Below are 25,513 nucleotides of genomic sequence, written 5' to 3'. Positions count from 1 at the left end.
GAGGGGCTTTTTAAATTTTAGATTCATTAATCGATTGAAGCACTTACGCTATATCTTCCAAGTAATTCACCCGCTTTATTAAGTAGAAAGTACTTCGTTGTTATGTGCATATTATCCCATTCTCCACCTGTCGACTCGTATTGAAAAAGGTAGAGGTCGCCAACTTTATATGCATTTTTAAAACCTGTTGATGATCCGTACTCGCCATCTGGTGAAGTATAGCGTCCACCCATATAGTCTTTTGAGCGAAGTGCCTTTGCCAAAGTGAACTTCATATCAAAGCTTGTATCGTCATGGATATTAATTAGCTCAAGTTCTCCGCCTAGGATCTCAGCAACTTTAAATGTTATTTTCGTGATTTTGAATTCATAACATTTTTGTGCTTCATCACCAGCGCTTAGATCTTGATTACTGTAAATGTCATATAGGTTACAGTCTTTGAATAATTTGTAGTCATTTCTTAGATCATTAAAGTAGCTCTTTAGCTCTGGAGCATTTGCGCTAGCAAAAGCAGGAATTAACATTGATAAAACAATTAGCGATAAAGTTTTCATAGATAAGCTCCTAAGTTACTACTCTACATAGTACAGCGGGTTAAAATTGACAAAACATTGTGTTTTGTAAGTTGTGACACTAGATACAATTTACTTAGTTTTAGGACAATATTTTTGAAATATTAGTGTTTTGTGAGGTTCTGTGAGTCGTGTTGCAGCGAGTCTTAATTCTGGGTTAAAGAGAATTTGGCCATTCTTATCTGTGGCCCCATGGGTATCTCACCGATATTAAACTTATGGGAAATAAGGCATTAAAAAAAGATCACTATCCAATCGATACAGAGTTTCGTTACCAAGAGGATGAAAGTTTTGGTTCCTTTGTTTCAAAAGGTAGTCTTCGAATTCTACAGCTAAGAAAAATTTTTTCTAAAATTATTGAAAAGAAAAAAGAAGACCCAATACCAAATGAAGCAAGCATACCTCGTGCTTTTTATCACGAGTTTGATATTCATTGTATGCAAATTCAAAATAGAAATCTCTTTCAATTTCGTCCAATAAAAAAAGAATGCCTAAAAACTGTTTTCTATATTCACGGTGGAGCATTTATCTACAATATGAATGTCGGCCAATTTCATTTGTTAACTCAATTGATGAGAAATATTGATATCGAAATCATCGTGCCTGATTACCCGCTCGTTCCTCATGGCAGTGTTTTAGACGCTCTGTCGATGATTAGGGAGTCTTTTGAGAAAACAGCACAAAGAGTAGGGGCCGAAAATATTATTGTCATGGGAGATGCGGCAGGAGGCTGTCTTGCACTTGCACTATGTGAGCAAATGAGAAATGAAGGTAATCCTCTTCCATCTTCGATCATATTACTTTCTCCTTGGCTTGATATTAGTATGAGTAATCCTGAAATTGAGGATATTGATGAGCATGAAATGGTATTGGATCGAAAGGGGATAAGAGAATTAGGTCATATCTTCGCTGAAGATCTTGCAGAGGATGATTATCGTATTAGTCCACTTCGAGGGGAGTTAGATGATCTGCCTGAAATAAATATTTTTACAGGTACTCACGATATTCTTTACCCAGATGCCAAGGAATTAAAGAATCGTCTAAAAGAAGAAAATAGGCCATACCGCTATTTCGAATACCCTAAGATGATGCACGGATTTATTGAAATGCCTCATCTTAGGGAGTCCAGATTCGCTATTAATCAGATTATATCTTTATTAAAAAGTGAGTTTGATCGTTAGGTTAAGTTTTTTTATGAACCACAACCGATACAATCGATAAAACTTTCTGGTGGTTTTACGCCATCAAGCTTCATTTTAATATTGTGAATTCTGCCACGAATATCCATATCTTCCATCATATTTCCAGTAAGTTGTCCTTCTAGAAGTGTGATTTCCGCTAGTAATTCTTCTTTTTGTTGTGGCGTCAATTGACTCATGTGTGCTCCCTGTCGATGTGTGTTGTGTGACTTAAATTATCCATTAGATTGTAAAAATATGCAAATTATCAAGAGCTTATAGTTGATAGTTAATAACTATCAAAGCTTTAGTTTAATCGAATATTGTCTGGCGCAGAATTTCCGTAAAATTAATATATTCTCCTTTAAACAGAGGGGAAGAGGAGAGTTTATGAGTGCAAATTATATGGCCATCTCTGGAGTATTAGTTGCGGGCCTTGCAACAGGAATAGGTGCATTACCTATCTATTTGAAGAAGCATTATTCAAAAGAAATACTTGATATCGCAATGGGCTTTAGTGCAGGAGTCATGCTAGTTGCATCATTTGTTTCACTGATAACCCCTGGTTTGGAAGAGGCAAAGAAACTCTATTCTGCTTCAATGGCAATGCCTATTTTTCTATTAAGTCTATTCTTAGGCTATGTCTTCATCATTTTTGTTCATGATCTAATACCCCATAAACATATTAATAAGAAAAGCGATATGGAGCTTGGTGGCCACGAGCGCAAACTAAGTCGGGTTATGTTAATCACTTTGGCCATCGCGCTTCATAATATACCTGAGGGCCTTGCTGTTGGAGTGGGCTTCGGTGGTGGAAACCATGCTGGAGGAATGGCGCTTGCTCTGGCCATTGCTTTACAAAATATTCCTGAAGGACTTGTTATTGCTTTTGGAATTTTAAATGAAGGTGCAACTAAGAACCGTGCTTTCTTGATGGCCTTACTTTCTGGCCTTGTAGAACCAGTTGCTGCAGGTGTTGGTTTTTTAGCAACTAGTATATCAACTCAAAGTCTTCCGATTGCACTAGGTTTTGCTGCAGGGACAATGTTATTTGTAATTTGCCAAGAGATGCTACCCGAGCTTTTTAGGCAAGGGCATGAGAGAAATGCAACTCTTGGCGTAATTATTGGTGTGATGACAATGCTTACGATAGATTTCTATCTATAGTGCACGTGAACCACTATTTTGTTTTGATCTCATCAAATGATGATCAAAGATACTCGCAATATTTCTCATAAATGGTCTGCCATCATCAGTGACAATTATTTTATCACTATTTGTAATCAGGCCATCTTCTTCTAGTTCGCAAATTTTACTATTAATGTGTGAAGCATTCTTGAGGCTTTGCCAGTCTTTCTTTGAAACGCTATTTGTCGCAAAGAAATTTTGTAAGATCTCTTCTACAACGATATCTTCTTGCGTGTGGATATGGCCTGTGGAAATGGCAAGCCTTCTCTTACTTATTGATTCGAAATAAGTTTTTACGTTCTTCTCATTTTGTACAAAGCTTTTTGCTGAAGAAGATATTGAAGAGCAACCAAGGCCAATAATTATTGGTGAACTTTTATGAGTATGACCCATAAAGTTTCTTCTTAGTTTTCCTTCCTGCTTTGCTTGATAAAGCTGTGAATTTGATTTTGCAAAGTGATCTAGCCCAATCTCTTTGTAAGAATGATTTTCAAGTAGACCTTTGCCATGTTCATAAAGAGCTCGCTTAAGTGCTCCTTCTGGAAGAGCCTCCTCTGGGATTAACTTTTGATTTTTAATCTTAGATGGAAGGTGGGCATAGCTATAGAATGCAATTTGTAACGGCTTAAGTGAAATGACCTTCTCGATTGTTGCTTCAACTGTATCGAGTGTCTGATAAGGAAGGCCGTAGATTAAATCAAAGTTTATGTCATCAATTCCAATTTCACGACAATAGTCCACAAGCTCTTTTACTTTTTCAAAAGGTTGGATACGCCCAATTGCCTCTTGAACAACTGGATCAAAATCTTGTATTCCCATTGATAATCGACTAAATCCAAGCTTCTTATAAAGGTCTAGTTGCGATTTTGAACAAGTACGTGGGTCTATCTCAATTGAGCCTTTAAACTCTTTAGCATCAATCGACTCCTTTAATTTATCTAATAAAGTAGAAAATGCTTCTTCATTTAAGAAATTAGGTGTTCCGCCACCAAGGTGAATTGACGAGATATTAATATCACCCATTTGTTCGAGATAGAGGTCCCATTCTCTTAAGAGAAAATCAACATATTCAATACCGCGATTTTTATTCTTAGAAATAACTCGATGGCAACCGCAGTAGTAACAAAGTTTTTCACAAAATGGGACATGGATATAGAGTTCTACTCCTTGAGACTTATCGTAACCTTCTTTGAGGTGTTCAAACCACATCTCCTGAGATGGTGCTCCCGTCCAATAGGGCACTGCTGGAAAGCTTGTGTAGCGTGGAACTGGTACATTATATTTTTGAACAAGACTGTCTTTAATCATATTTTTTACTCCTAAGGGCAATATTAGAAGAATATGAGCAAAAAAAAGATGACGTAGCTTAGGTTTTTGCTTGTAGTGCAAGTTGAATCTGTTTTCAATTCTTTCAAGCTTCAAAGATTATGGCCTTGTTTAGTTGTTAAACAAAAATAAGGAATTCTTTAAGGCCACTGCTTCCCAAAAGACTTTAAGATAGCAAGATAACGAGAACATTGGAGTATATATGAGTATTTACAGTACCAACACCCACGGTGAGAGAAATGATGGAAGAATGAAGATTTCTTCTAAAGGTAAACAGAATTTGGAAGCGACAGCTCCTCCTGAATTTAAAGGACCAGAAGGAGAGTGGTCTCCTGAAGATTTATTTTCAGCAAGTATTTCAAGTTGCTACCTCTTAAGCTTTAAGGCCCTGGCCCAGGCGCGAAAAATGGATTGGGATACCCTCGATGTAAAAGCAGATGCCAAGCTCGAAAGAAAAGATGGGAAGCTTACATTCACTACAGTTGAAATTCAACCACACCTTGTTGTTCGTGGTAAGGAAAATGTTGATGATTATCTAAAGTTATTAGAGGAAACTCAACACAAGTGCCTTGTTACCAATTCAATGAATTGCAAATTTACTCTAAATCCAAAAATTAAAGTAGCTTAATTTCACAGTATCTATAAGTGGGGAATTTTCCCCACTTATTGGATGTCCAAAACTTCGACGACCTTGTAAAAGTAACTATTTAACCACTCGAAGGCATTGAAATATGGTTAAATGCGACAAAGTTAACAAGGCCAAAATATGAATAAATTATTTAATAAGTTCCTAGCAGTCACCTTGCTGGCAAGCGGAGTGTTTGCCTCCAATCTCGAATTAACTCTTTCAAATGAAATTAAAGTTTTAAATGCGGAATATGGAAATGTTAAAAACTATCCAATCGTTATTTTTGATAAGAGTGAAGTCGTACCGATACTCAAGGGGCATACAGAGGAACAACAAATTAAGCTCCTTAGCGAATATATGATTCAAAAATTTGGTATTGAATTGGAGAGAAATGAGGCCATAAATCTCATCCCATATTTTGGCGTATTAAATGGCTCTGCTTCAGCTCTACCTTTTATGAAAGGGGGATGGAGTAAGGAATTTAAATTTTGTGCCGTTCTTCCAAATGGAATAATTAATGATCTACCAAGTGAAGTGAAAAGATCTCTTGGACATGATGATCGAGTTGATGTTTATAAAGACTTTGACTTCTCAAAAATTGAGCGACTATTCTCCCTTGAAGAACTATATTATTTTTCTCTCTATCATGAGCTTTCACATTGCTTAGATGATATTTATCTTCCAATGAATTATCAATCGCCTCCAAGTGGACATGGAGTCCATGAATCTGAGTCCTTTGCTGAGGTTAATGCATTATTTCTTTTGGCCCAAAAGAAAGGATTAAAGCGAATTGGAATGAATAGAGCACTTTTGAGAAAAACATATAGTCAGTATATGGGGCCTTACTTGGCAAGTGATAAGGTGAGTCCTTTTGCTGGTGAAATAGTAAAACAGGGAGGTGGAGTTTATCTGCTTTCACCTGTGTTAATAGCTGCGCAAAGAGAGATTGAAAATTATAATAAAAATGTTTTGAAATATGATCTTAATGAGACTCTGAAGTTATCGGCAACGATTGTAGGACATCATTCAATTAATTCACGTAGCTTTCGTGCTCTCGTAAAGTACTTTGAGGATGGAAAAGAAGACACATTTGAATATTATAAAGGTCTTGCAGATCGTGATCCTGATTTATTCTTAGCAACTTATTATGACCTAATTTATCTTACATCAATTCTTGAAAACTAATACAAGTAATTAAGACAAGTACGGCTTTATAATAAGGCCGTACTTGTGAATTTAATAAATGAAATGATTAATTATTTTGTTGTTTGGTATCGCTCTTTAATTTCTTCAATTAAGGCAGTATTACTTTGCATCGGTGAAACTTTGTAGGCAGACTTACGAATTCGCATATCCATTTGTGACTCAATTGAGTCTAGAACTATTTCAATCAAATCTTTCTTTAGTTGTTCTTCATTTTCTTTCTTGAAAATATTTGGAAGTATTTCTTCTCCAATATACTGGCGAACTAATGCTAATTCACCGTGTTCTTCGTATAAACCGCGGTTATCATACTTTGTATTTTGATCTTCAAAAGACCTAAGCTTTGTCAGCTGGTATGCATCGTCTGTCATTTCATCATAATAAAGAGCATTAAAAATAGCATTACGATTATTTGTAACAAGTACCGCTACTAAATCAGCAAATAGCTCATTATATGAAGATGAAAGGTGGTATTTTTCAAGTTCACTATGACTTTTAATCCTCTCTTCAATAACTTCAATTTGCTTTGTGTAGTACTGGACAACATTTCGAGGATTCCCCTCAGCATATGCCTTATGGCGATTCACTTTAAAGCGAGATAACCTTTCTGCTAGTGCCTTTAATTTTGGATAGAATTTCTTTCCAATTCTTTTGCCAAATATTGCATGAGAATACTCATGATATAAAATGGCATCTGTTCCAATGCTATAGGAGTTAAAGACTTGTCCCCATTGGTTTGTGAATGTTAAGTGAAGAGGGATGCGAATTGTTTCACCAATATCAAATGAAGCACCATTATCTCGTGATAGAATCTCTATATTCACAATAGGAGCATCATTTCTAAGTTTTGCTACTTTCGCTAAGGCGTTATTGGCCCACTCTACATCTGAACAATCGATAGAGTCCGTTTTTTTCACCTTAAATGCAGAAGATAAGTAAGGGTAGTCAGTTTCGCATTTAAGCTCTTCTTGTATTTGATGAAAGTCGAGTAGTTTTAACTTAATATCACTTGCATAGATACTAAAGCTCATTAAAGGTGCAATAATTAGAGGTGTGATTTTCTTCATAATTATGAATAACACGCAATTTTTAAGCACTTCTCTAAATTGAAAGATTTCCTTGGCCGACTAAATGTCGAACAAAATAATCACTTGTTCAATCTTTCTAAGTGTCTGTTTTTATGAGAATTACAAGCCTGTAATTTTTCACACCACAATCTTTTTTCTCGAATCTCTTGTATAAATGTAGTAAAGACTAATTGTTTACGTATTTAAATTTAAAGGATTAACTATTGGAAGCCCTAATCAATTCCTTTGGGGAATTTAAGTCTCGTGATGAAGAGAGAAGCTATCTTCAAACGTCATGGCCAAAGGATCGTACATACACTTTATTGTCGTATTTAGTTTGCTGTGTCCTGTTGCTATTTGCAGGTATTCTGGCCGACTATCAACGAGTCTATACTTTTGGTTCAGCAAATATTCTTACTTTCTTTAGGGCGCTACTTGTTGCTTATGGACTTGGTTTTTTCATCGCTTTTAGAAAGAGTGACTATAATGAAAAAATTGAAACACACTTATTCCTTATTAAATTAGTTTCTGTCATCATCGTCGCCCTAATGACCTTTATGATTATGGGGACGAGTACTACGCTTCTAGCTGGTATTATGATCATGACGACATCTTTCTACGTCATGCTACCGGGAAGATTAAATGGAATTATTATTAATTGTGTTATTCTCTTTGGCCTATTTGTCATCATCCCAATTTTAAATGAATCAGTTGATCTAAAAAAACATTTCTATAAAATCTTTATCCTATTATCCCTTAACATTGTTCTCTTTGCATTTCGTTCGATGTTTAATAGAGCGTGGAGATTATTTTATATTTCAAATCGTCGTCTTGAAGAACTCAATAAAACAAAAGACGATGTAATCTCAACAATTGCTCATGATTTAAAGAGCCCATTACAAGTTATCCTATCTTCAGCATCTCTTGTTTCTAGACGAAATGAAGAATTATCTGTTGAGAGAATTAAGCTCTATCAAGATCGTATTATTAAGTCGGCCAAGAAGACAGATGCCTTATTAAAGGATTTATTGGCCTGGGCACTTACAAGTAATGAGAGTCTTGGATATAGTCCAAAAGAGTTAAATATAAAGGATACAATTACAAGTGCTGTCGAATTTGCTTATGAATTGGCGCAAACTAAAGACCTTGTGATTGAAGTCGATTTAGAAGATTATATCTTTAATCATGATAGTAATATGATTGAAACTTGTGTGCGTAATATCATCTCAAATGCCATCAAATTCTCTCCTGAAGGGAAGAAGATTATTGTTAAGGGAGCGGCACATGACGGTTATGCTATTGAGATTTGTGATGAAGGAGAAGGGGTTCCAGAAATTGTAATTGATGGAATTCAAAGTGGTCAGACATTTCATGTAAAGACTGGAACAAAAGGTGAGAAAGGTACAGGCGTAGGTTTAAAACTTGTTCATTCTTTTCTTAAAAAGCATGGCGCAGCTCTCTTTATCGAAAATATGCCAAATAGTGGCTCACGCGTGACTTTAAAATTTCCAATGATATAATAAGTACTTTATTATTTAGTTGAATTTTAAGGTGTGGCATGAGTTTTTGGCAAAAAATACCTCCAGAAAAGGCCATTAAATTATTAAATTATTGGCCTCCTTACCTCGGTGCAGGAATTAAAGTTCTATCAATCAACGATGAACGCACGAAGATCAGTGTTCAAATGAAACAAACATTTCTTAATACTAATTATGTTGGAGTTCACTTCGGCGGAAGCTTATACTCTATGTGTGATCCATTCTATATGCTCTTACTAAGTTTTCACCTTGGTAAAGATCATATTATTTGGGATAAAGCTGCTGAGATCGAATTCTTAAGTCCAGGCAAAGATATCGTCAAGGCCGAGTTCGAGATAAAGATGGAAGAAGTAAACAGGATTAAGCAAGAGGCAAGCGAAGCCAGAAAGGCTCTTCCTGTTTTTGAAACTTTTATTTACGACAAAGATAATAAGAAAGTGGCCAGAGTAAAGAAAACACTCTACGTACGACGAAAGAGAAATTATTGAAAATAGTTGTTCATTATGAAAATAGCAATTGCCGGGGCCAATGGATTTATTGGTAGGAATCTCATTCAAAAGATTAAGGATAAGCATCTCGTAAGGGCCTTAGGGCGTAGTGAATCTTATTCTGATGAGAATGTTGAATTTTCTAAAACTGATTTATTTTCATATCATAGCACTAAAGAAGCGCTAAAAGATATCGATATCGCTATCTACTTAGTTCACTCAATGCTTCCTTCTTCAAGATTATTTCAGGGAAGTTTTCGAGATACAGATTTGCTCTTGGCAGATAACTTTGCAAAAGCATGTCTACATAATAATGTGAAACATATTATCTATCTGGGAGGGCTCGTTCCTACTGGAGAAAGTAGCGAGCATCTTAAAAGCCGTCTAGAAGTTGAAGAAGTTTTCAAATCAACTGGAATTCCCTATACGCTCTTGCGAGCAGGTATGATTGTTGGTGATGGGGGCTCTTCATTTGAAATTCTAAAAAATCTTGTAATTAATCTTCCCGCAATGATTTTGCCAAAGTGGACAAAGAGTCGAACTCAAGTGGTATTCATTGATGACTTACTAAGAGTTATCACTAAGCTTATTTGCGATGACAGATTTTATAACCGTATTATAAATGTCGTTAATGGTGAGGATGTAACCTATGAACAACTAATACGCAAAACATCAAAACGTTTTAGAAAATTCTGTCCAATGATTCCAGTACCGATTAATTACTTAAAATTATCTAAATGGTGGGTAAGTGTTTTTGGTGAATCAGAAATTGAATTGGTTTCTCCATTAGTTGATAGTTTAAAATGTCATCTACCTAAAGTTGAAATTGACAGTGACATCGATAATTTAATAAAGATTCGAACATATGATCAAATGCTTGATCTAGTAAGAATTGAAAAGACAAAGAGAAAACCTCGTGTAGCACGACGTAAAGAAGAGAGGACTGTTCGTTCAATTCAACGTCTTGATAATCCTAGTCACCTTGAAATGAAAGAGTTAGCAAGTACTTATATGAAGTGGCTTCCACGTTTTATTCGATTCATTATCTATGTACATGAGGATAGGGGGCTTATTACTTTTAATATTATTTGTATCAACACTCCGTTATTAACTCTTAAATACATCGAAAATAAATCTAACTTAAGAAGGGCCAAGTTCCATATTATTGGAGGATTATTAAGTGCAACGACTAATTCGGGATGGCTCGAATTTAGGAGTGTGGCCAATGGAAAGTTTACACTTGTATCAATCAATGAATTTTGTCCGTCGCTTCCTTGGTATATTTACTGTTATACACAAGCACCTATTCATCTTCTTGTGATGAAGTCCTTTAGTTCTCATTTGAAGCATTTAAAAATATCTTAAGTTTATCCGACTCTTTTACAGTGATAAAATGGGCCCATCTTATTAAGAGAAGATACACACGTAAGTTAAAGGAGTTTATCATGATTAGACGTTCAATTGTCCCACGAAAAAGTTCAGCATTTAGCTCTGATTTCTTCAATAGTTCCAGTTTTGACAACGAGTTTAGAGATATCATCTCAGGCCTTGAAGATATTTGGCAAGGTCGAGGAAGCGGAAATTCTAATGCCTTCGGAGAGATGAAGGAGACTGATAATGCTTACTTACTGAGCATTGATATGCCTGGTGTAAAAAAAGAAGACTTAAATATTCAAGTCGATGATGGCCTCGTTACTATTGAGGCAGAACGTAAGACATTATTTGAAGATGGTGGTGGAGAGACACGTCGTATCTCTCGCAGTCTAACTGTTCCACACTTCATAAATCGAAGTGAAGTGCAGGCCCAACTTCAAGATGGAATTCTTTATCTGGCCCTTCCTAAGAGTGCAGAGAAGAAAGCGCATAAGATTGAAGTTTCTGATGCGACAGAAAATTTTGTTAAATTATTTTCTGATGAAAAAGAGAAGTCATCTCATTAAAAAAAAAAATGAAAGTGCTAGGCATTGTTGCCTGGCACTTCTTTATCTAGTAAGTAGACAAAAATAGGGTGTTTAGATGTTATATGGACTTCACCGTAGGCTTTATTCGAAAGAGTAAGGCAACTAAGAGTTTTTACTCCTTTATCGTCATTGAGGGGATAATCACAAGCACCACTTATTGTTATTTCTTGTTCTTCAAGACTAAGAATTGAAAAAATACCTTCATGTGTAAAAGAGAAGTTACCGCTTGAATTTGCGATAATTTTCTTTTCAAAATGACACCTTGTTTGGTGTTTTCTTTCTTTTAGAAAGTGGTGGATCGAGCCTAAAGTCACCATTTGATGATCTAGTCTTCCTCCTAAAAATCCAAAGAGCTCAATTTCGGTAATATTATCTGGTATCAGTGTTAGTGCGTACGTTAAATCCGAAAAGTCTTTATTTTCATCTAATTTTATATCAAGACTATCACTAGTCTTATTTGAGTCATCATCACCAACTGAAAGGTAAGGATGATCGTCACTTGGTCTATGGTTTAGGCCACCATCAACATATATAATTGGAGAGTCAATAATATAGGGGAGAGTTAGGGCCATCGGTCCTATAATCACTAGTTTATTCGTTTTTGCTAATTCTTCATTAAATTCTTTAAGATTCATGGCCATTATTCTTGGTTATTCTTCTTTGGAAATTATAACTCATCAATGACTAAAATATCCTCTAAAAAGAATGCTGATAGTTCGCTGCGTCCACTGAGATTTGATTTACTATAGATATTGGTACAGTGCTGCTTAATCGTCTTTTCAGATGTCGATCTGATATCGGCAATTTCTCTTATTGTTAAGCCTTTTAACAAAAGTAATGAAATATCTTTTTCCGATTTTGTTAGTGACCATTCATTTAATTGATCATTAATTTTTTCAGATAGGCCACGTGAAAGATCTTGAGTTTTTTGTTTATAATTTTCTAAATCTGATTTTAACTTTGTAACGTCTGAATTAATTCTTAAGTTTTCTTTTTTCGTAAATAGCCACTTGAACCATAGAACTGCAGTTCCGATAAGTCCGATGAGCATAACAATACCTTCCTCGATCACATGCTCATAAGTCGAGCCTTCGCTGAGGTCTTCGTAGATATCAAAAATGAGAAAAATAGAGATAAGAAGGAAGAGTATTCCAGTAATTAGGCGTTCACGTTTATTAAGCATAGTTCTAGGACCTTAGTCTTATAAGTGTTGTATCTATCTGATAATACACATTTTATTTGGAATTAGGACTTTCGTCCAGTTACAAAATTTAGGATTTTGAACGATTCTTTCTCTACGAAAGGAGGAACAAATGACTCGTATTGTTCACATGGAAACTTATAAACCAGATTACACGTACAAGACTGAAGAGATTGTTGAAGCAGCACAGCGCCTATGGCTAAAAGATGTTGATGAAACAACAAGACGTAAGGCCCTGAAAATATTCAAGGGCTCCAAAATTGATCAACGTAGTGCAGTTGTTGACCTTGAGACTGTTTTCTCCAACATTAGCTTTGAAGAGAAAAATAATATCTATAAGGCCAAAATGGTTGAGTACGGTAAGAGGTTATTGAAACGAACTTTTGAAAGATCGAATATTGATCCAAGTGAAGTTGACTATATCATCACAACTAGCTGTACAGGTTTCATGATCCCTTCAGTTGATGCTTACCTGGTCAATGAATTTGGTTTAAGAAAGGACGTTGTTCGTCTTCCTGTTACAGAAATGGGGTGTGCGGGTGGTACATCTGCTCTTATTTATGCAGATGAGTTCTTAAAGGCCAATCCCGGTAAAACGGCCCTTGTGCTGACAATGGAAATCCCAAGTATCACTTTCCAACTTAATGATCTTGATGCTGCCAATCTTGTATCGACTGCAATTTTCTCTGACGGTTTTGCTTGTGCTGTCTTAAAAGGCGGCGAAGGTAAAGGTGCTCATATTATCGATACAGATATGTATAACTTTTCTCATGGTGAATACCTCATGGGATTTGAGCTAATTAACTCAGGACTTAAAATTGTTTTAGATAAAGACGTACCTAGTGCAATTGAAGGAAATTTTGAACATATCTTTTTACCATTCTTAGAGCGAAATGGACTAAAAATTGAGGATATTGATAATTATATGTTTCATCCAGGTGGAAAGAAAATCATTCAAATGGTTGAAGACTATATTGGTGATTACAACAAAGATATTTCAGAGTCTAAATGGGTTCTTGAAAATTGTGGAAATATGTCTTCTGCGACAATTCTTCATATCTTTGACAAGGTTACAAGAGAAAGAGTTATTGAAAGTGGGCAGCGTGGTTATATGCTAGCATTCGGCCCTGGCTTTATGGCCCAAAGTATTCTTTTAGAGTGGAGGTCATAATAAAAGCGATCTTTAGGTCTCTATTTATTATCCTATTTCTAGGGGTCTTCGCTGGAATGTTGTTTTATACAAAGGATTTAAAACAAAAGAATCCTGAGTCAATCTTCTTAACAGATAAGGGGATAGAACAGTTTAAGGCATTTCAGCAAGATTACCCAGAAGTGGACTCTCTTGTTGTTTACGCAAATGACACTCCAAGTATCGAAGCTTATTCAAGACTTCTAAATTTTGGTAAAAAGCTTGAGGATTTATGTAGTGATGAATGTTACTTTGTTTATCCACATGATCTTACAAAAGAGCGTCGGGAACTGGATGTTGAACTTCAAAAAGGAAAACTAGCGAAAGCTGACCTTATTTCTTCCAATCGAATTGGTTTTCTAATTTTTAATAATGGCGAAAAAAGTCAACTGAAAGAGATCATCAAAAGAGTGGAGGATGAAAAGAACTTCTACTGTGCTGGACATGAGTATACGAATTATCATCTCGATCAATCCTCGGCACTTGTTCAAGAAAAGCTCTTTCCGATTTTATTTACATTTTCATTTTTTCTTTTACTTGTATTTATAAAAGATTTTCTGACAACCTTAATGCTCTTTATCCCATGTATTTTTAGTGCGCTCTTTAGTTTGAGTGTTATTAAATACTTCTTTGTCACAATGAATATGGTGACCTCTATAGTACCGTTAATGACATTTGTGATCATTTTGTCTCTTGGACAGCATATATACTTTTCAGCAAAGAAAGATGGTTCATTATCTGGTGCTTTAAAGCATAAAACTCGTCCAATAGCACTAATGCTTGTTACCACCTTTATAGGATTCCTATCACTTTATGTAAGTGAGATTTATGTTATTCGTATCTTTGGGGTGCTTAGTAGTATCATGATTTTGCTAAGCTCTCTTCTGTCAATCGTTTGGTTACTTAGTGTTGAAAATTTCTTAAAGCTAAAAGAATCGAAGGGGGGAGAATTAAAAAGATATCCAACGAGAAGCTTTTCGGGTCTGAGTTTTATTGTAATTGGCCTTTTATCGATCATCTTAGGAATTTGGGGAGCAGTAAATGTTGCTATCGTAACTGATGCAACTAAGTACTTTCCAAAGGAAACAAATATTGCGAAGAGCTTTAATGATATCTCAACGATAGCTGGAGGAGTACCACTGTTAGAGATTGGTATGGGGGATTTATCATATGAAGCTTTGAAAAATCTTACACAAGTTGAAGATGAGTTAGAGAAAATTAAAGGTGTAAGAGTATTATCTCGAAACCTTGTTGTTAGAAAAATTAATGAAGCCTATAGTGGAAATTATTCTTTACCGGATAATAAATTTGCTTATGTGACACTTTATTCGAAAGCGGCCGAAGGCATTAGAGAAGCTTACCCAATAGATTCTCAATATAAGGTAACTCTTCTTGGAACTCCTTTAAATGTTGATCAATACGAAATCCTATTGAATAAAGTTAAAAGTATTATTGGAGAGAAAACTTATCGCTTAGATGGCCTGTACTACAATTTAATGATTTCTCAAAAAGCAATGGTGCATACTCTTTCAAAGAGCTTTTTGTTAAGTTTGGTTATCATGGCCCTCATTGCTGTTATTTTTTTAAAACAGATAAAGCTTTTTGCCATTTTTATTCTAGTCAATACAATGCCACTTGGTTTGTCGCTAGGTTTTTTGAATATCATGGGGATGTCGTTAAATATTGCAACTGTTATGACTTATAGTGTGGGGCTCGGGATTGTCGTAGACAGTACTTTTCACCTACTACATTTCTTTGACCAAAAACAAGGTGACTTTAGCATTTATGTTGAAACAATCGTTAAGCCTATTCTAACGAGTTCGCTTACTCTTATTATCGCATTCTTATTATTTGGAATTTATGACTTTCTTCCTATTAGAGAGTTTGGGGTGAATTTATCTTTCATCTTGTTTTGTGGAATGATTTTCGATCTCTTTGTTCTGCCAACACTTTACTTAGGTAATGCGTCTCTAAGAGAGATTGTTGAGGAGTGGAAATGAATATTTATGATGTACTTATCATTGGTGGTGGTCCCGCAGGGGCATTACTTGGACACTTAATGGCTCAAAAGAATTCAAAAGTACTGATTCTTGAAAGAAATAAAGAGGTCGGTCGTAAAGTATGCGGCGAATATCTTTGTCCTCAAGGGGTAAAGCTTCTTGATGAACTTAATTTACAATCAGTTTATGATGGCTTCTTACCTCTTAATGGGATGATGATACATACGCCAAAAGGCTGTCGTGTTAATAGCACATTCCCTACAAGTGAGGGAGGAAGGAGAAATTTTGGTGTCAGTGTTAATCGAAAAATTCTTGATCAGAGACTGGCCAAGCTAGCAAGTGAAAGTGGTGCAGACTTACGATTTGGTCAAAGTGTTGTGAGTTTTGAGTATTTAGGAACATATTGGAGAGTCGAAACAGCTGATAAAGAAGTTTATTATTCTCGTCTTCTTGTCGGTGCAGATGGACGAAACTCAATCGTTGCACGTCAATTGAAGCTTCAGTTACCCAATTCTAAAAAACGTATTGCTCTTCATGCTTGGCTCAATACTGACAAAGTTCCTATTCGAAAAGGACAGATGTTTATTTTTGAAAGAGGAAGCTATATTGGTGTCGATCCTATCTCGAATACTGAACTAAACCTCTCTCTTGTTTGTGGTGCCGATGAGATTAAACAATATGGAAGTGCTCGCAATACCTTCAAGTATTATCTTGAAAGAATTCAAGATGAGTTAGGGGTTACATTAGAAGAAGGTAGTAAGATACATACAAGTTTTCCAATTGAGCATAATGTAAAAGATGTCATTGGAAATAATGTTGCCCTAATTGGAGATGCCGCGGGTTTTATTGATCCAATAACAGGAGAAGGTATCTTTAATGCTTTATTAACAGCGAAGATGTTATTTGAAAGTATTAATATTTCAAAAATCTGTTTTGATTATAACTCTTCCTTACAAGTTTATAGGCACAAAAAAGAAAAATACTTTCGTGAGAAATCATTTCTTAATACTGGTTTCCAGTGGTTGATTCGCCGTTCATGGCTAATTGAAATTGTTGCTAAATTTTTAAATCACAGTAAAGAAAGAAGAGATACCTTTATTGGAATCATTGGAAATATTCACACTCCATTAAAAGGTCTTTTAAAGATTATTATTTCATGAGGTTAATATGAAACTGTATAAAGTTATTTTTATTTTTATTCTTCTACAAGTAAGTTCAATTGCAGCATCAAAGCTATCACTAAAATATGATAACTTTGAGCAAGCCGCTAATGCTCAGAATCGTATTATATTTAACATGTCTTCGACAAAAGCAGGCCTTATTACTACAGATTTTCAAGGTGTCGTTAAAGGTGCAAAGATAACATATACGAAAGACGGCATGGGGAGTTACAAAGATATTTCGATTCAAATTGATGCCAAGAAATTAGATACAGATAATGAGTCTCGTAACGAAAAAATGTATGAGAAGTGTCTTGAGGTAGAAAAAAACCCACATATTAATGTTCATATCCCTGGGCCAATTAGACTGGGTGAGTTAAATAAGGGAACTATTGAGGTTCGAAATAAGAAACATTCTATCGATATTTTCATCGAAAGATTGGCCAGCGCAGACGGTCAAATGTCTTTGGTTGGCAAGGCCGTTCTATCACTGAAAAAGCTTGAAATACCGGACCCATCGATATGGATCGCTACTGTGCATGACGAAATCGAGGTTAATTTTTACTTAATACCATGAAGTGATTTCAGGACTTTATGAAGATTTTTTGCTGAATCGATAAATTTTATCAATACTTTTTAGCGATAAAATGTTAATTATAAAGTTGTGAACTGGGCCAGGGCATTAATTTTAACATTCACGTTTCTCATGACGATCTTTCCAAGCTTTGCAATGGATAAGTACGAAGTACTTATACTGCACTCGTATTCTCGAGATAGTATTTGGACAGATCTCATTGACCAATCAATCAAGAAAAATCTTCATAGTGAAAGTGATCACTTAGATGTTTATACAGAGTATATGGATTCTAAAAGATTCTTCGGCCGTGACTATGGGGAGAAGCTTTATAATCTCTTTTCAATAAAGTATTCAGACAGAAATATTAAATTAATTATTACTTCAGATGACAATGCGTTTGCTTTTGCCATGAAGTATCGTGACAAGCTTTTTCAAAATAGTCCGATTATTTTCACTGGTGTTAATGGTTATAATGAAGAATTTAAGCAAAAATATCTCCTTGAAAAGAATTACACCGGTCTCGTGGAGAGTTTCAAAATAGATAAAATGCTAGAGCTTTCTCAGAGCTTGCATCCTAAGGCGAAAAAATTCTATGTCATCAATACGATCCACACACCAACTGGCCAGTACCTAAAAAAAGAATTTCAAAAATCTATTTCAAAGCTAGGATTAGACGGTAAAGTAGAATACCTAGAGGATATCTCAGCTGATAAGCTTTATAAGAAAGTTGAAAATTTAGAGAAAGGCTCTTTTGCTCTTTATGGTGGCTTCTCTCGTGACCGTGATGGGAACTTTCTCGATTTCGAAAAGAATCTTGGAGAATTGGCAAAACGCTCAAATGTTCCAATTTATGGCTTCTTAAAATACTATCTGCCTTTTGGGTTGACTGGGGGATACTTCACTAGTGGTGAACTCTACGGAAAGAAAGCGGCATTAATTGCGAATCAGCTAATTGCTGGTGAAGACATTAATTCGATTGCTATAGTTGAGGATGTCGAGGCACCAGCTATTTTTGATTACGCTAAAATTGTTAAATTTGGTCTTGATTTCCATAAGCTACCAGTTAATTCACAAATTATAAATCGTAATAATAAATTGTTGCGCTTCTATGAAGAGTATACTTTCGAGTTTTGGTTTATTCTTTTTTCTTTTGCGTGTTTATTTATTAGTTTAGTTGTTCTTGCTTATCATTTTGAGCAACAAAAGAAGCATAAGAAAGAAGTTCTTCGAATCAATGAACAATTAGAGGATAGAGTTGAAAAAAGAACAAGACAGTTAATTGAGCAGCAGTCGAAACTTATCAATTCTGCAAAGCTTGCTTCGATTGGAGAGATGGCAAGTGGGATCGCTCATGAAATTAATAACCCACTAACAATCATTGATTTAAGTGCTTATCGAATTATTCAATTGTCAGATAATGAAGTTGTCTTAAAGTCGGCAGAAAAAATCAAACTAACTGTTGATCGTATTTCAAAAATTATTAAAGGACTCAAGCAACTGGCCAAAGAGGATGCTAGTCTAACTAGTGAACTCGTGAATATTAAGGTTGCTATTGAAGATGTCATTTCAATTTGTCAGGCAAGATTTAGAGAGAACGAAATTCACTTTAAGATTGATGTCGACGAGAACCTAAAGGTTCATGGGGCACCAGTACAGATTTCACAAGTGGTTTTGAACCTTCTCAATAATTCTTTTGATGAATTAGTTCAGGGAGATAGTGAGCGCTGGATCAAGCTCGAAGGAAAAAAAGAAAAGGATATCGTTGAAATTTCAGTGACAGATTCTGGAAAAGGGATTTCAGAAGAGATTTTTGAAAGAATCATGGAGCCATTTTTTACAACTAAGGTTGATCAAAGAGGAACAGGTCTTGGCCTAAGTATCTGTAAGAATATCATTGAGCATCATAAAGGGCGTATCTTTGTGGATAAGTCGTGTCCTAATACGCGTTTTGTTATTCAACTACCAACTGCCTAAATAACTAATTACATTTCATTGGTTAAGTGATATTTATTTAGAATGAGTTTATTTAAGGCCGTCTATCGACTAATTATTTTTCTACTTATTCTTACTTCTTCCTTTACGAGGGCAGCTGAATCTTATGATATTCTCATGCTTCACTCCTATGAAAAAGGTAATGTATGGACTGAGGAGCTTGATAACTCATTTCGTTACAACCTTCATCGTAAAAATAAATATCGAATCAATTTTTATACGGAGTATATGGACTCTAAAAGATTCTTCGGCCGTGAATATGATGAAGTTCTAGCAAAACTTTATGCAACTAAATTTAGCTCACATAAAATCGATCTGATTGTTACGACTGATGATTATGCCTTTGATTTCGCCATAAAGTATAGAAATGAAATCTTTAATGATGCTCCTATTATCTTTAGTGGAGTTAATGGATATGATAAGTTTAAGCGTGATCTCTATCGAACAGAGAAGAACTTTACAGGTGTTGTTGAAACATTTGATGTTATCCCAACTGTTAAAAGTGCATTACTAATTAATCCAAAAGCAACTAAAATTTATGTGATTAACACGCAATTTACTCCAACAGGACGCTATCTAAAAAAGCAGTTTGAAAGTTCGTTTGAAAAAATGAATCTTAAGCAAAAGATTATCTATATTGAAAATTACAATATGGAAGAAATCTATGAAATGGCCAAACACTTTGAAGACGACTCAATTGTTCTCTTTGGTGTTTATGCGAGAGATCGTGATGGAAAGTATTTTGAGCTTGATGAGAATATTAAGAACCTAAGTAAGTTTTCAGCTCAGCCAATTTATGGATTCAATAAAGTCTTCTTAAACAAAGGGATTGTCGGGGGCAATGTTTCTGACGGAACGATCTATGGAAGAGAAATTGCTCGCATGGCAAATGAGTATCTTTCTGGTGAAAAGAAAATTTCTGAGATTCCACTTATTGTCGATTCTATTAATGATCTCGTTTTCGATTATGATCAGCTTAAACGATATAATATTGATGTCGAAAAATTACCAAAGCGTTCCAAAATTATTAGTTACTCTTCAAGTTTTTTTCAATTCTATCATGAGTATAAGTCTGAACTCTTAGTTGTTTTTGCTTGTTTTGTCTGCTTATGTATCTTCTTTTTTATCTTGCTATATTTCTTCGAAAAACAACGTAGTTATAAAGACCTACTTATTAGAGTGAACGAAAAGCTTGAAAGAAATGTTCATGACCGAACAGTTCAGCTTGTACAGCAACAGTCTCAAATTATTAACTCAGCGAGACTCGCTTCAATTGGTGAAATGGCCAGTGGTATTGCTCATGAAATTAATAATCCACTTACAATTATCGATTTAAGTGCCAATCGTATTTCTCAAAGAACAGACTTAGATAGTATTAAAAAAAATGCTGGGCGTATCTCAAGTACTGCCTTTAGAATCTCAAAGATCATTAAAGGATTAAAGCATCTTGCAAAAGATGGCGACAAATCAAAATCCGCTGACTTTCATCTTATTGAAGCGGTGGAAGATGTAACGTCGCTTTGTTATGAGAAATTTAAAGAAAATGATATTGAATTCAAAATTAATGTGGATGAGTCAATTGTTATTCATGGCTCAATTGTTCAGATTGCACAAGTTCTTTTAAACCTAATTAATAACTCATTTGATGAACTCATTAAAGTTAACGGGGAAAGAAGGATTAACCTAAAGGCAATACCTATTAGAAAGTACGACAATGACTATGTTGAAGTTTCGATTACTGATACAGGAAGAGGCATCCCTGATGATATAAAGGCCAAGATAATGGAGCCATTCTTTACAACTAAGAAGAAGAATAGGGGAACAGGCTTAGGTCTTAGTATTTCAAAAAGTAATATCGAAAAGCATGGTGGAGAGTTTTATCTGGATGAGAGTTCTACATTAACTCGCTTTGTTTTTGTAATTCCGCTTAAGAAATCTTAGTGGCATATAGGGCCACTAAGATTTTAATATATAAATTATTATTGAGCTCGTCGGTCAAAAATTAATCTTACTCGATCGCTTTCACATACTTCATTTTCTTCATTTAGAATATCGACTGCGATGTAGCGAATTCCTCTTTTCGATGCTTCATATGCACTAGAGTGAAGTTTCGTTTTTAAAAAGTTCTCATTCCCTAAACATTCTTCAGGGTTCCCGTTTGTTTGTGACTTTGTATAATCAAGATCAAGTGTTCTTGTTTCTCTTGCACGATTAAAGAAAAGTCCATATTGGCAAGTTTGACCGCTTAGTGTCTTCCACGATGTTTCGATTGAAAATACATTCAAGTCACTATCTGCAGTTAGAAGATCAAATTGAATACCTCTATCTGAGAATACCTTTGGTGTATTTGTATATTCGACTTTATAGCGGCTGATGAACTTTCCACAGTCGTAGCCAGTTCCTTTAACTATATATGTTGTCCCTGTTGGAAGTGGCCAAATTTGGGCACTAACCGGATTTGTTAGAAGTGTTACTAATAGAATTAGTTTCTTCATTATAGGCTCCTAAGAAATTTGATGAGATCGTCACGATCTTTCTTTGTTAATTTAATAAAATTATTTTTTGCTTGTTTCGCCTCTCCACCATGCCATAGGATGGCCTCTTGAAGATTGCGAGCACGTCCATCATGAAGAAAGCGAGTATGGCCATTAACAGTTTTTACAAGGCCAAGACCCCAAAGAGGAGGTGTTCGCCACTCTCTAGTTGTGGCCAGCCCTTCTAGTTGGTATGAACGAGTGTCATCTGCTAAAGCGTCCCCCATGTCATGTAGGAGAAGATCAGTGTATGGATAGATCTTTTGATTATTTAAAACCTTAAATTTTGAATTTGAGCCTGTTGTAAACTCAGCTCTGTGACAAGCTTGACAGTTTATTTGATGAAAAACCTTCTTGCCATTTTTTATGCTCGGATTATCAAAGTCTCTTCTTGCTGGAACAGAGATTAATTGGGTGTATAGAGTCACTTTATCTAAAAGATCCTTAGAGATATCTTCTTGTGTCTGTTTTTCTAAACAATCAATTTGAACCAGACTACATTCTTCTGTCGGAAAGAGTGGACTGGTGATACCAAGGTCTCCATTGAAGGCAGCAGCGTTTTGTTCTAAGAGATTTGGACGTGAGGCCTTCCAACCAAAGCGCCCAAGCATTTGTCTTTGTTCAATAATTGAAAAGACATAATTTGCACGGCCTGAAATACCGTCATTATTTAAATCTTCAGGATCAGCTCCTGTAAGAATATCTTCTTCATTAATATTTTCAAGAAGTCCAAGTCCAATCATATGTGGACCGACTCTTGGTGAGACTATCGTGTCGTCACCTAAGCTTCCATGACTAAGCTTTCTAAAGATGTAATTTGGTTTTTTAAGTTCATAGGCTTCGCCGTCGGCAAAGTTTCCTTTGATGGTTTCAAACTTAACGAAGACTTCACCTTCGCCTTGAACACCTTCTATGCTATGAGGTTGAAATTGGTCACCATAGCTTGGATGTGGAGAAGTTTTTCCATCTTGGTCTATTTTTTTTAAGCGAAATAGGAGAGATATATCAGTTTTCCCATCTGTATCAGGAAGCCCTCGGCCACGTCCATCCAATAGGTGGCAGGCAGTACAAGATGTTGCATTAAAGATCGGGCCCAGGCCATCTCTTAGCGGCGTTGAAGAAGGTGAGGTAACCCAAGCTCCTTTAAAAAAGCTATTACCTACTTGAAACTGACGCCTTAACATTCCACGTGTCCCACTCATAGGGTGTGAGAAAGCATTAACTGAGAGGTCCAGTGTAGTCCCGGCACCGGCCGGGAACTTATCACTGGAGTAAGTATTGAGACTAAATACGCACAAAAATGTAAGAAGGAGAGCTCTTACCATTGTACTGGCGTCTCAAGTTCTTCAGAAATTTCTACAAGCTCAATTGCAAGTTGTTCCATCTCTTCGATAGAAGCTAGGATTTCTGGTCTTGCATTCTCGTCAAGGATTGCTTGATCAAATGGTACAGGAAGACCAGCTAGCATTTTATTGATCTTTGCAACTCTGTTATCAATTGTAGTTGCAAGAACAGTGTTGTCTGTTAGTGCTAGGATTCCTGTTGCTTTAAGTACATTTGCAATACCCCAGAAATTCCACTGGATATCCATATGAGTCATATCTGAGAAACATGAGTGCTCATCTTCTTGGCCTTGAGTTTCCCAAGCTACGAACATTCTTTCACCTGAAAGCTCATCACCAGACATGAAGATCATTCCTGAAAGAATATTATTAAGAGATTCTTTTTGATCTTTTGCTACAAATTCAGCTCTATAGTTAGCTTTATTTGGTGCCCAAGCATCAACAAGTGTTTGAAGGTGATCTATTAAAAGATCTGTTGCTGTTGAAAGGTATACAGCTCGTCTTTGTGCGTTCTTTCCAAGACCGATAACATAGTCTGTATGAGGTCTGTCACCAGCACCATCAATAGATAGATCTTGTCCCCATAGTAGGAATTCAATTGCATGGTAACCAGTTGAAACATTCTTTTCACCGTTAAGCTCGTTAAGTGATGAAAGAAGTTCTTTATTAATTACTGGGTAATCAGCAATATTATTTACGATACCTGCATTAGGAGCACCTTCAACATAGTCGATATATGCTTCATCAAGTGGCCATGCATTTAGTAATCCTTCTGGTCCTTCATCGCTATCGATAGGGCCATTGTAGAATCTAAAAACTTCTGATTGGCCATATGGAGCTCTTGCTTGTCTCCAAGACTCTCTCGCCATCTCTAGAGTCATTACCCCAGGGTTAGAGATGAAGAATTCGACGTCTTCCTGAAGTACAATCGCCTTATCAAGAGACTCTGAGTAAGTTTTATAAACAAGATTTGAGTAAGCTTCAATTACTGACTGCGCAGTTGTTGCAGCAGTGGCATTCATACCTAAGCCTAATGAAATCAATAAGATAGATCTTTTTAACATATTATATCCTTTGTTAGTAAGATTGGTTGCTTGTTTGAACTATGGTTTGATACATCAAACTAAAGTTAATATCAACGATTAAGTTCATTTTTTATAGGAATAGACTTTATTTACTTAGGGTGATTTAATTTTTCCTATGTATTTCACTAGATTTCTCATACTTATACTTATTTCATTTAATGTATTCTCCTTACCAATTGGTCATGAAGCAGGATTTCTTGGAAATACAACTGCACGTCCTGGTGACATAGGCGCGGCCTTGGTATTTCCATCGGCCACGGCCTACCTCAAACACGATGAGATTAAAATTTATTTTGGCCTCATGTACGCTAGACAAGATATTGATGTAGAGGGAACAGCTGGTAGCGATTTTGAGAGTCAGTTCATTCCTTATTTCACAGGTTTTGCAGGGGACTTCTTTGGCATAACATTCACGAATTTTGTTACCTATAGTGGAACAAATAATGGAACGATCAATTTTAGTACGAATGAATTTAAAGGAAGTGCAGATATTCAGGCCGAAGAAACGGTGCTTGGAATTAGCGCAGCAAAGAAGCTAAATGATAAATTCGCCGTCGGTTTTTCTGGTAGTCTTGATATTCAGTCTTCAAAAACATTTGCTACTTTCTATGGGAATATTGCTGGTAGCGAATATCTTGAAACAGTAAATGATCGAACAAAGTATATTATTATTAATACTCTTTTAAGTGCATCTTATATCGAAAGGAAGCACTTTTTGAGTGCTTCGGTTCTCTTTCCTGGGATCAAATATTCTTCATCAAGTACTCAGGAGAGCTTTTCTCGTGTTGATGCAGATCCGGCCGTATTTAATAGAGTTGTAAGTAAACCGAGTTATAAGAGTAATACGGGATTAAATATTGGCTACAGTTACTTATCATCAGATAGTTGGTCGCCTTCATTTGAAATATTCTATGATATTTCTAAAGATATTATTTCTTTTGATCCGAACCAAGAGCAAAATCGAAATAACTTTTCAGATGATATATGGCTTAAATTTGGATTGAGTACTCCTGAATATACGATGTCTAAATTTTACAAAGGAACAACTTACTCATTTTTATTTGGCCTTCAGTACCGTGAGATAGAGAATCGTGTTACGGAAGACTTACCGAGCAGTATCTCTCGAACGTATGAAGCTTCGCTTGGATTTAAGCTTTCCAATCGAAAAGCTAGCCCAATTTTTGGCCTTTACTACCAGAAACAAGACAGTACTTCTGATAATAGTGTGGTAGGGCTCATGTACTCTTCTAATTACAATATTTTTGACTAATTTATGTAGACTT

General features: G+C 35.7%; 24 protein-coding genes. 15 read left to right on the top strand and 9 right to left on the bottom strand.

Annotation, left to right across the window (positions count from 1 at the left end):
• Positions 1-26: 26 nt before the first annotated feature.
• Complete coding sequence (locus tag ACMAYX_RS07200) at positions 27-554, bottom strand: hypothetical protein (RefSeq protein WP_103218199.1); 528 nt, start codon at positions 552-554, stop codon at positions 27-29.
• A 236-nt stretch (positions 555-790) separates the two neighbouring features.
• On the opposite strand from ACMAYX_RS07200, the gene ACMAYX_RS07195 reads away from it, so the two are divergent.
• The gene (locus tag ACMAYX_RS07195; protein WP_412471838.1) at positions 791-1,753 is read left to right on the top strand and encodes an alpha/beta hydrolase fold domain-containing protein; all 963 of its coding nucleotides are present in this window, start codon (positions 791-793) and stop codon (positions 1,751-1,753) included.
• An 11-nt stretch (positions 1,754-1,764) separates the two neighbouring features.
• Here the strand turns inward: ACMAYX_RS07195 and ACMAYX_RS07190 are convergent, their stop codons facing one another.
• A complete protein-coding gene (locus ACMAYX_RS07190; RefSeq protein WP_021268045.1) occupies positions 1,765-1,950 on the bottom strand; it encodes a hypothetical protein in 186 nt (61 codons plus the stop codon).
• A gap of 190 nt (positions 1,951-2,140) precedes the next feature.
• Between ACMAYX_RS07190 and ACMAYX_RS07185 the strand changes: the two genes are divergently transcribed.
• Entirely contained in the window at positions 2,141-2,917 is a 777-nt protein-coding gene (locus ACMAYX_RS07185) for a ZIP family metal transporter (protein WP_412463230.1), read from the top strand.
• Here ACMAYX_RS07185 and hemN read toward each other — a convergent pair.
• A complete protein-coding gene (gene hemN, locus ACMAYX_RS07180; RefSeq protein ID WP_412471839.1) occupies positions 2,912-4,246 on the bottom strand; it encodes an oxygen-independent coproporphyrinogen III oxidase in 1,335 nt (444 codons plus the stop codon). The genes ACMAYX_RS07185 and hemN overlap by 6 nt on opposite strands.
• Positions 4,247-4,466: 220 nt before the next feature.
• Here hemN and ACMAYX_RS07175 point away from each other — a divergent pair, with 220 nt between their 5' ends.
• Both ACMAYX_RS07175 and ACMAYX_RS07170 read left to right on the top strand, forming a co-directional pair.
• Complete coding sequence (locus tag ACMAYX_RS07175; protein WP_103218195.1) at positions 4,467-4,892, top strand: OsmC family protein; 426 nt, start codon at positions 4,467-4,469, stop codon at positions 4,890-4,892.
• A 138-nt stretch (positions 4,893-5,030) separates the two neighbouring features.
• Entirely contained in the window at positions 5,031-6,077 is a 1,047-nt protein-coding gene (locus tag ACMAYX_RS07170) for a hypothetical protein (protein WP_412471840.1), read from the top strand.
• Positions 6,078-6,148: 71 nt separating this feature from the next.
• Here the strand turns inward: ACMAYX_RS07170 and ACMAYX_RS07165 are convergent, their stop codons facing one another.
• Positions 6,149-7,162, bottom strand: a complete 1,014-nt coding sequence (locus ACMAYX_RS07165) for a hypothetical protein (RefSeq protein ID WP_412471841.1) — start codon at positions 7,160-7,162, stop codon at positions 6,149-6,151.
• 224 nt (positions 7,163-7,386) lie between these two features.
• On the opposite strand from ACMAYX_RS07165, the gene ACMAYX_RS07160 reads away from it, so the two are divergent.
• The 4 genes from ACMAYX_RS07160 (at position 7,387) to ACMAYX_RS07145 (ending at position 11,128) form a co-directional block, all read left to right on the top strand.
• Positions 7,387-8,682 carry a sensor histidine kinase gene (locus ACMAYX_RS07160; protein ID WP_412471842.1) on the top strand — a complete coding sequence of 432 codons (1,296 nt, stop codon included), beginning with the start codon at positions 7,387-7,389 and terminating at the stop codon, positions 8,680-8,682.
• A gap of 38 nt (positions 8,683-8,720) precedes the next feature.
• Positions 8,721-9,188 carry a DUF4442 domain-containing protein gene (locus ACMAYX_RS07155; RefSeq protein ID WP_412471843.1) on the top strand — a complete coding sequence of 156 codons (468 nt, stop codon included), beginning with the start codon at positions 8,721-8,723 and terminating at the stop codon, positions 9,186-9,188.
• A 15-nt stretch (positions 9,189-9,203) separates the two neighbouring features.
• Positions 9,204-10,553 (top strand): NAD(P)H-binding protein, encoded by a 1,350-nt coding sequence (locus ACMAYX_RS07150; protein ID WP_412471844.1) that lies wholly within the window; start codon positions 9,204-9,206, stop codon positions 10,551-10,553.
• Between the two features lie 80 nt (positions 10,554-10,633).
• A complete protein-coding gene (locus tag ACMAYX_RS07145; RefSeq protein ID WP_412471845.1) occupies positions 10,634-11,128 on the top strand; it encodes an Hsp20/alpha crystallin family protein in 495 nt (164 codons plus the stop codon).
• Positions 11,129-11,145: 17 nt separating this feature from the next.
• Here the strand turns inward: ACMAYX_RS07145 and ACMAYX_RS07140 are convergent, their stop codons facing one another.
• Together ACMAYX_RS07140 and ACMAYX_RS07135 are read right to left on the bottom strand one after the other, a co-directional pair.
• Positions 11,146-11,790: a hypothetical protein gene (locus tag ACMAYX_RS07140; protein ID WP_412471846.1), complete on the bottom strand. Its 645-nt coding sequence runs from the start codon at positions 11,788-11,790 to the stop codon at positions 11,146-11,148.
• Between the two features lie 26 nt (positions 11,791-11,816).
• Positions 11,817-12,332 (bottom strand): LuxR C-terminal-related transcriptional regulator, encoded by a 516-nt coding sequence (locus ACMAYX_RS07135; RefSeq protein WP_412471847.1) that lies wholly within the window; start codon positions 12,330-12,332, stop codon positions 11,817-11,819.
• A gap of 130 nt (positions 12,333-12,462) precedes the next feature.
• Between ACMAYX_RS07135 and ACMAYX_RS07130 the strand changes: the two genes are divergently transcribed.
• The 6 genes from ACMAYX_RS07130 (at position 12,463) to ACMAYX_RS07105 (ending at position 21,209) form a co-directional block, all read left to right on the top strand.
• Positions 12,463-13,521, top strand: coding sequence for a type III polyketide synthase (locus ACMAYX_RS07130; protein ID WP_412471848.1), 1,059 nt, complete (start codon positions 12,463-12,465; stop codon positions 13,519-13,521).
• 56 nt (positions 13,522-13,577) lie between these two features.
• Positions 13,578-15,539, top strand: a complete 1,962-nt coding sequence (locus tag ACMAYX_RS07125; protein ID WP_412470173.1) for a hypothetical protein — start codon at positions 13,578-13,580, stop codon at positions 15,537-15,539.
• Positions 15,536-16,699 carry an NAD(P)/FAD-dependent oxidoreductase gene (locus ACMAYX_RS07120; protein ID WP_412471849.1) on the top strand — a complete coding sequence of 388 codons (1,164 nt, stop codon included), beginning with the start codon at positions 15,536-15,538 and terminating at the stop codon, positions 16,697-16,699. The genes ACMAYX_RS07125 and ACMAYX_RS07120 overlap by 4 nt, the downstream gene beginning before the upstream one ends.
• 7 nt (positions 16,700-16,706) lie before the next feature.
• On the top strand, positions 16,707-17,276 hold the full coding sequence (locus tag ACMAYX_RS07115) for a YceI family protein (RefSeq protein WP_412471850.1): 570 nt from the start codon (positions 16,707-16,709) through the stop codon (positions 17,274-17,276).
• Positions 17,277-17,405: 129 nt separating this feature from the next.
• Positions 17,406-19,250, top strand: a complete 1,845-nt coding sequence (locus ACMAYX_RS07110; RefSeq protein ID WP_412471851.1) for an ATP-binding protein — start codon at positions 17,406-17,408, stop codon at positions 19,248-19,250.
• A 42-nt stretch (positions 19,251-19,292) separates the two neighbouring features.
• The gene (locus ACMAYX_RS07105; protein WP_412471852.1) at positions 19,293-21,209 is read left to right on the top strand and encodes an ABC transporter substrate binding protein; all 1,917 of its coding nucleotides are present in this window, start codon (positions 19,293-19,295) and stop codon (positions 21,207-21,209) included.
• 38 nt (positions 21,210-21,247) lie between these two features.
• Here the strand turns inward: ACMAYX_RS07105 and ACMAYX_RS07100 are convergent, their stop codons facing one another.
• The 3 genes from ACMAYX_RS07100 to ACMAYX_RS07090 are packed head-to-tail and all read right to left on the bottom strand — an operon-like array spanning position 21,248 to position 24,209.
• On the bottom strand, positions 21,248-21,763 hold the full coding sequence (locus ACMAYX_RS07100) for a hypothetical protein (RefSeq protein ID WP_412471853.1): 516 nt from the start codon (positions 21,761-21,763) through the stop codon (positions 21,248-21,250).
• Positions 21,763-23,127, bottom strand: coding sequence for a di-heme oxidoredictase family protein (locus ACMAYX_RS07095; protein WP_412471854.1), 1,365 nt, complete (start codon positions 23,125-23,127; stop codon positions 21,763-21,765). The genes ACMAYX_RS07100 and ACMAYX_RS07095 overlap by 1 nt, the downstream gene beginning before the upstream one ends.
• Entirely contained in the window at positions 23,121-24,209 is a 1,089-nt protein-coding gene (locus ACMAYX_RS07090) for an imelysin family protein (RefSeq protein WP_103218178.1), read from the bottom strand. Before ACMAYX_RS07090 ends, ACMAYX_RS07095 begins: the two co-directional genes overlap by 7 nt.
• Positions 24,210-24,345: 136 nt before the next feature.
• Here ACMAYX_RS07090 and ACMAYX_RS07085 point away from each other — a divergent pair, with 136 nt between their 5' ends.
• The gene (locus ACMAYX_RS07085) at positions 24,346-25,500 is read left to right on the top strand and encodes a hypothetical protein (RefSeq protein ID WP_103218177.1); all 1,155 of its coding nucleotides are present in this window, start codon (positions 24,346-24,348) and stop codon (positions 25,498-25,500) included.
• Positions 25,501-25,513 lie beyond the last annotated feature (13 nt).

The sequence above is a fragment of the Halobacteriovorax sp. RT-2-3 genome, from assembly GCF_047085075.1.
Classification (GTDB): domain Bacteria; phylum Bdellovibrionota; class Bacteriovoracia; order Bacteriovoracales; family Bacteriovoracaceae; genus Halobacteriovorax_A.
This window is presented reverse-complemented; position numbering and strand designations above follow the sequence as displayed.

What these genes read in the sequence shown, in the direction of transcription:
- ACMAYX_RS07200 (WP_103218199.1), bottom strand. Translation starts at nt 554, where the DNA reads ATGAAAACTTTATCGCTAATTGTTTTATCAATGTTAATTCCTGCTTTT.
- ACMAYX_RS07195 (WP_412471838.1), top strand. Translation starts at nt 791, where the DNA reads ATGGGAAATAAGGCATTAAAAAAAGATCACTATCCAATCGATACAGAG.
- ACMAYX_RS07190 (WP_021268045.1), bottom strand. Translation starts at nt 1,950, where the DNA reads ATGAGTCAATTGACGCCACAACAAAAAGAAGAATTACTAGCGGAAATC.
- ACMAYX_RS07185 (WP_412463230.1), top strand. Translation starts at nt 2,141, where the DNA reads ATGAGTGCAAATTATATGGCCATCTCTGGAGTATTAGTTGCGGGCCTT.
- hemN (WP_412471839.1), bottom strand. Translation starts at nt 4,246, where the DNA reads ATGATTAAAGACAGTCTTGTTCAAAAATATAATGTACCAGTTCCACGC.
- ACMAYX_RS07175 (WP_103218195.1), top strand. Translation starts at nt 4,467, where the DNA reads ATGAGTATTTACAGTACCAACACCCACGGTGAGAGAAATGATGGAAGA.
- ACMAYX_RS07170 (WP_412471840.1), top strand. Translation starts at nt 5,031, where the DNA reads ATGAATAAATTATTTAATAAGTTCCTAGCAGTCACCTTGCTGGCAAGC.
- ACMAYX_RS07165 (WP_412471841.1), bottom strand. Translation starts at nt 7,162, where the DNA reads ATGAAGAAAATCACACCTCTAATTATTGCACCTTTAATGAGCTTTAGT.
- ACMAYX_RS07155 (WP_412471843.1), top strand. Translation starts at nt 8,721, where the DNA reads ATGAGTTTTTGGCAAAAAATACCTCCAGAAAAGGCCATTAAATTATTA.
- ACMAYX_RS07150 (WP_412471844.1), top strand. Translation starts at nt 9,204, where the DNA reads ATGAAAATAGCAATTGCCGGGGCCAATGGATTTATTGGTAGGAATCTC.
- ACMAYX_RS07145 (WP_412471845.1), top strand. Translation starts at nt 10,634, where the DNA reads ATGATTAGACGTTCAATTGTCCCACGAAAAAGTTCAGCATTTAGCTCT.
- ACMAYX_RS07140 (WP_412471846.1), bottom strand. Translation starts at nt 11,790, where the DNA reads ATGGCCATGAATCTTAAAGAATTTAATGAAGAATTAGCAAAAACGAAT.
- ACMAYX_RS07135 (WP_412471847.1), bottom strand. Translation starts at nt 12,332, where the DNA reads ATGCTTAATAAACGTGAACGCCTAATTACTGGAATACTCTTCCTTCTT.
- ACMAYX_RS07130 (WP_412471848.1), top strand. Translation starts at nt 12,463, where the DNA reads ATGACTCGTATTGTTCACATGGAAACTTATAAACCAGATTACACGTAC.
- ACMAYX_RS07125 (WP_412470173.1), top strand. Translation starts at nt 13,578, where the DNA reads ATGTTGTTTTATACAAAGGATTTAAAACAAAAGAATCCTGAGTCAATC.
- ACMAYX_RS07120 (WP_412471849.1), top strand. Translation starts at nt 15,536, where the DNA reads ATGAATATTTATGATGTACTTATCATTGGTGGTGGTCCCGCAGGGGCA.
- ACMAYX_RS07115 (WP_412471850.1), top strand. Translation starts at nt 16,707, where the DNA reads ATGAAACTGTATAAAGTTATTTTTATTTTTATTCTTCTACAAGTAAGT.
- ACMAYX_RS07110 (WP_412471851.1), top strand. Translation starts at nt 17,406, where the DNA reads ATGACGATCTTTCCAAGCTTTGCAATGGATAAGTACGAAGTACTTATA.
- ACMAYX_RS07105 (WP_412471852.1), top strand. Translation starts at nt 19,293, where the DNA reads ATGAGTTTATTTAAGGCCGTCTATCGACTAATTATTTTTCTACTTATT.
- ACMAYX_RS07100 (WP_412471853.1), bottom strand. Translation starts at nt 21,763, where the DNA reads ATGAAGAAACTAATTCTATTAGTAACACTTCTAACAAATCCGGTTAGT.
- ACMAYX_RS07095 (WP_412471854.1), bottom strand. Translation starts at nt 23,127, where the DNA reads ATGGTAAGAGCTCTCCTTCTTACATTTTTGTGCGTATTTAGTCTCAAT.
- ACMAYX_RS07090 (WP_103218178.1), bottom strand. Translation starts at nt 24,209, where the DNA reads ATGTTAAAAAGATCTATCTTATTGATTTCATTAGGCTTAGGTATGAAT.
- ACMAYX_RS07085 (WP_103218177.1), top strand. Translation starts at nt 24,346, where the DNA reads ATGTATTTCACTAGATTTCTCATACTTATACTTATTTCATTTAATGTA.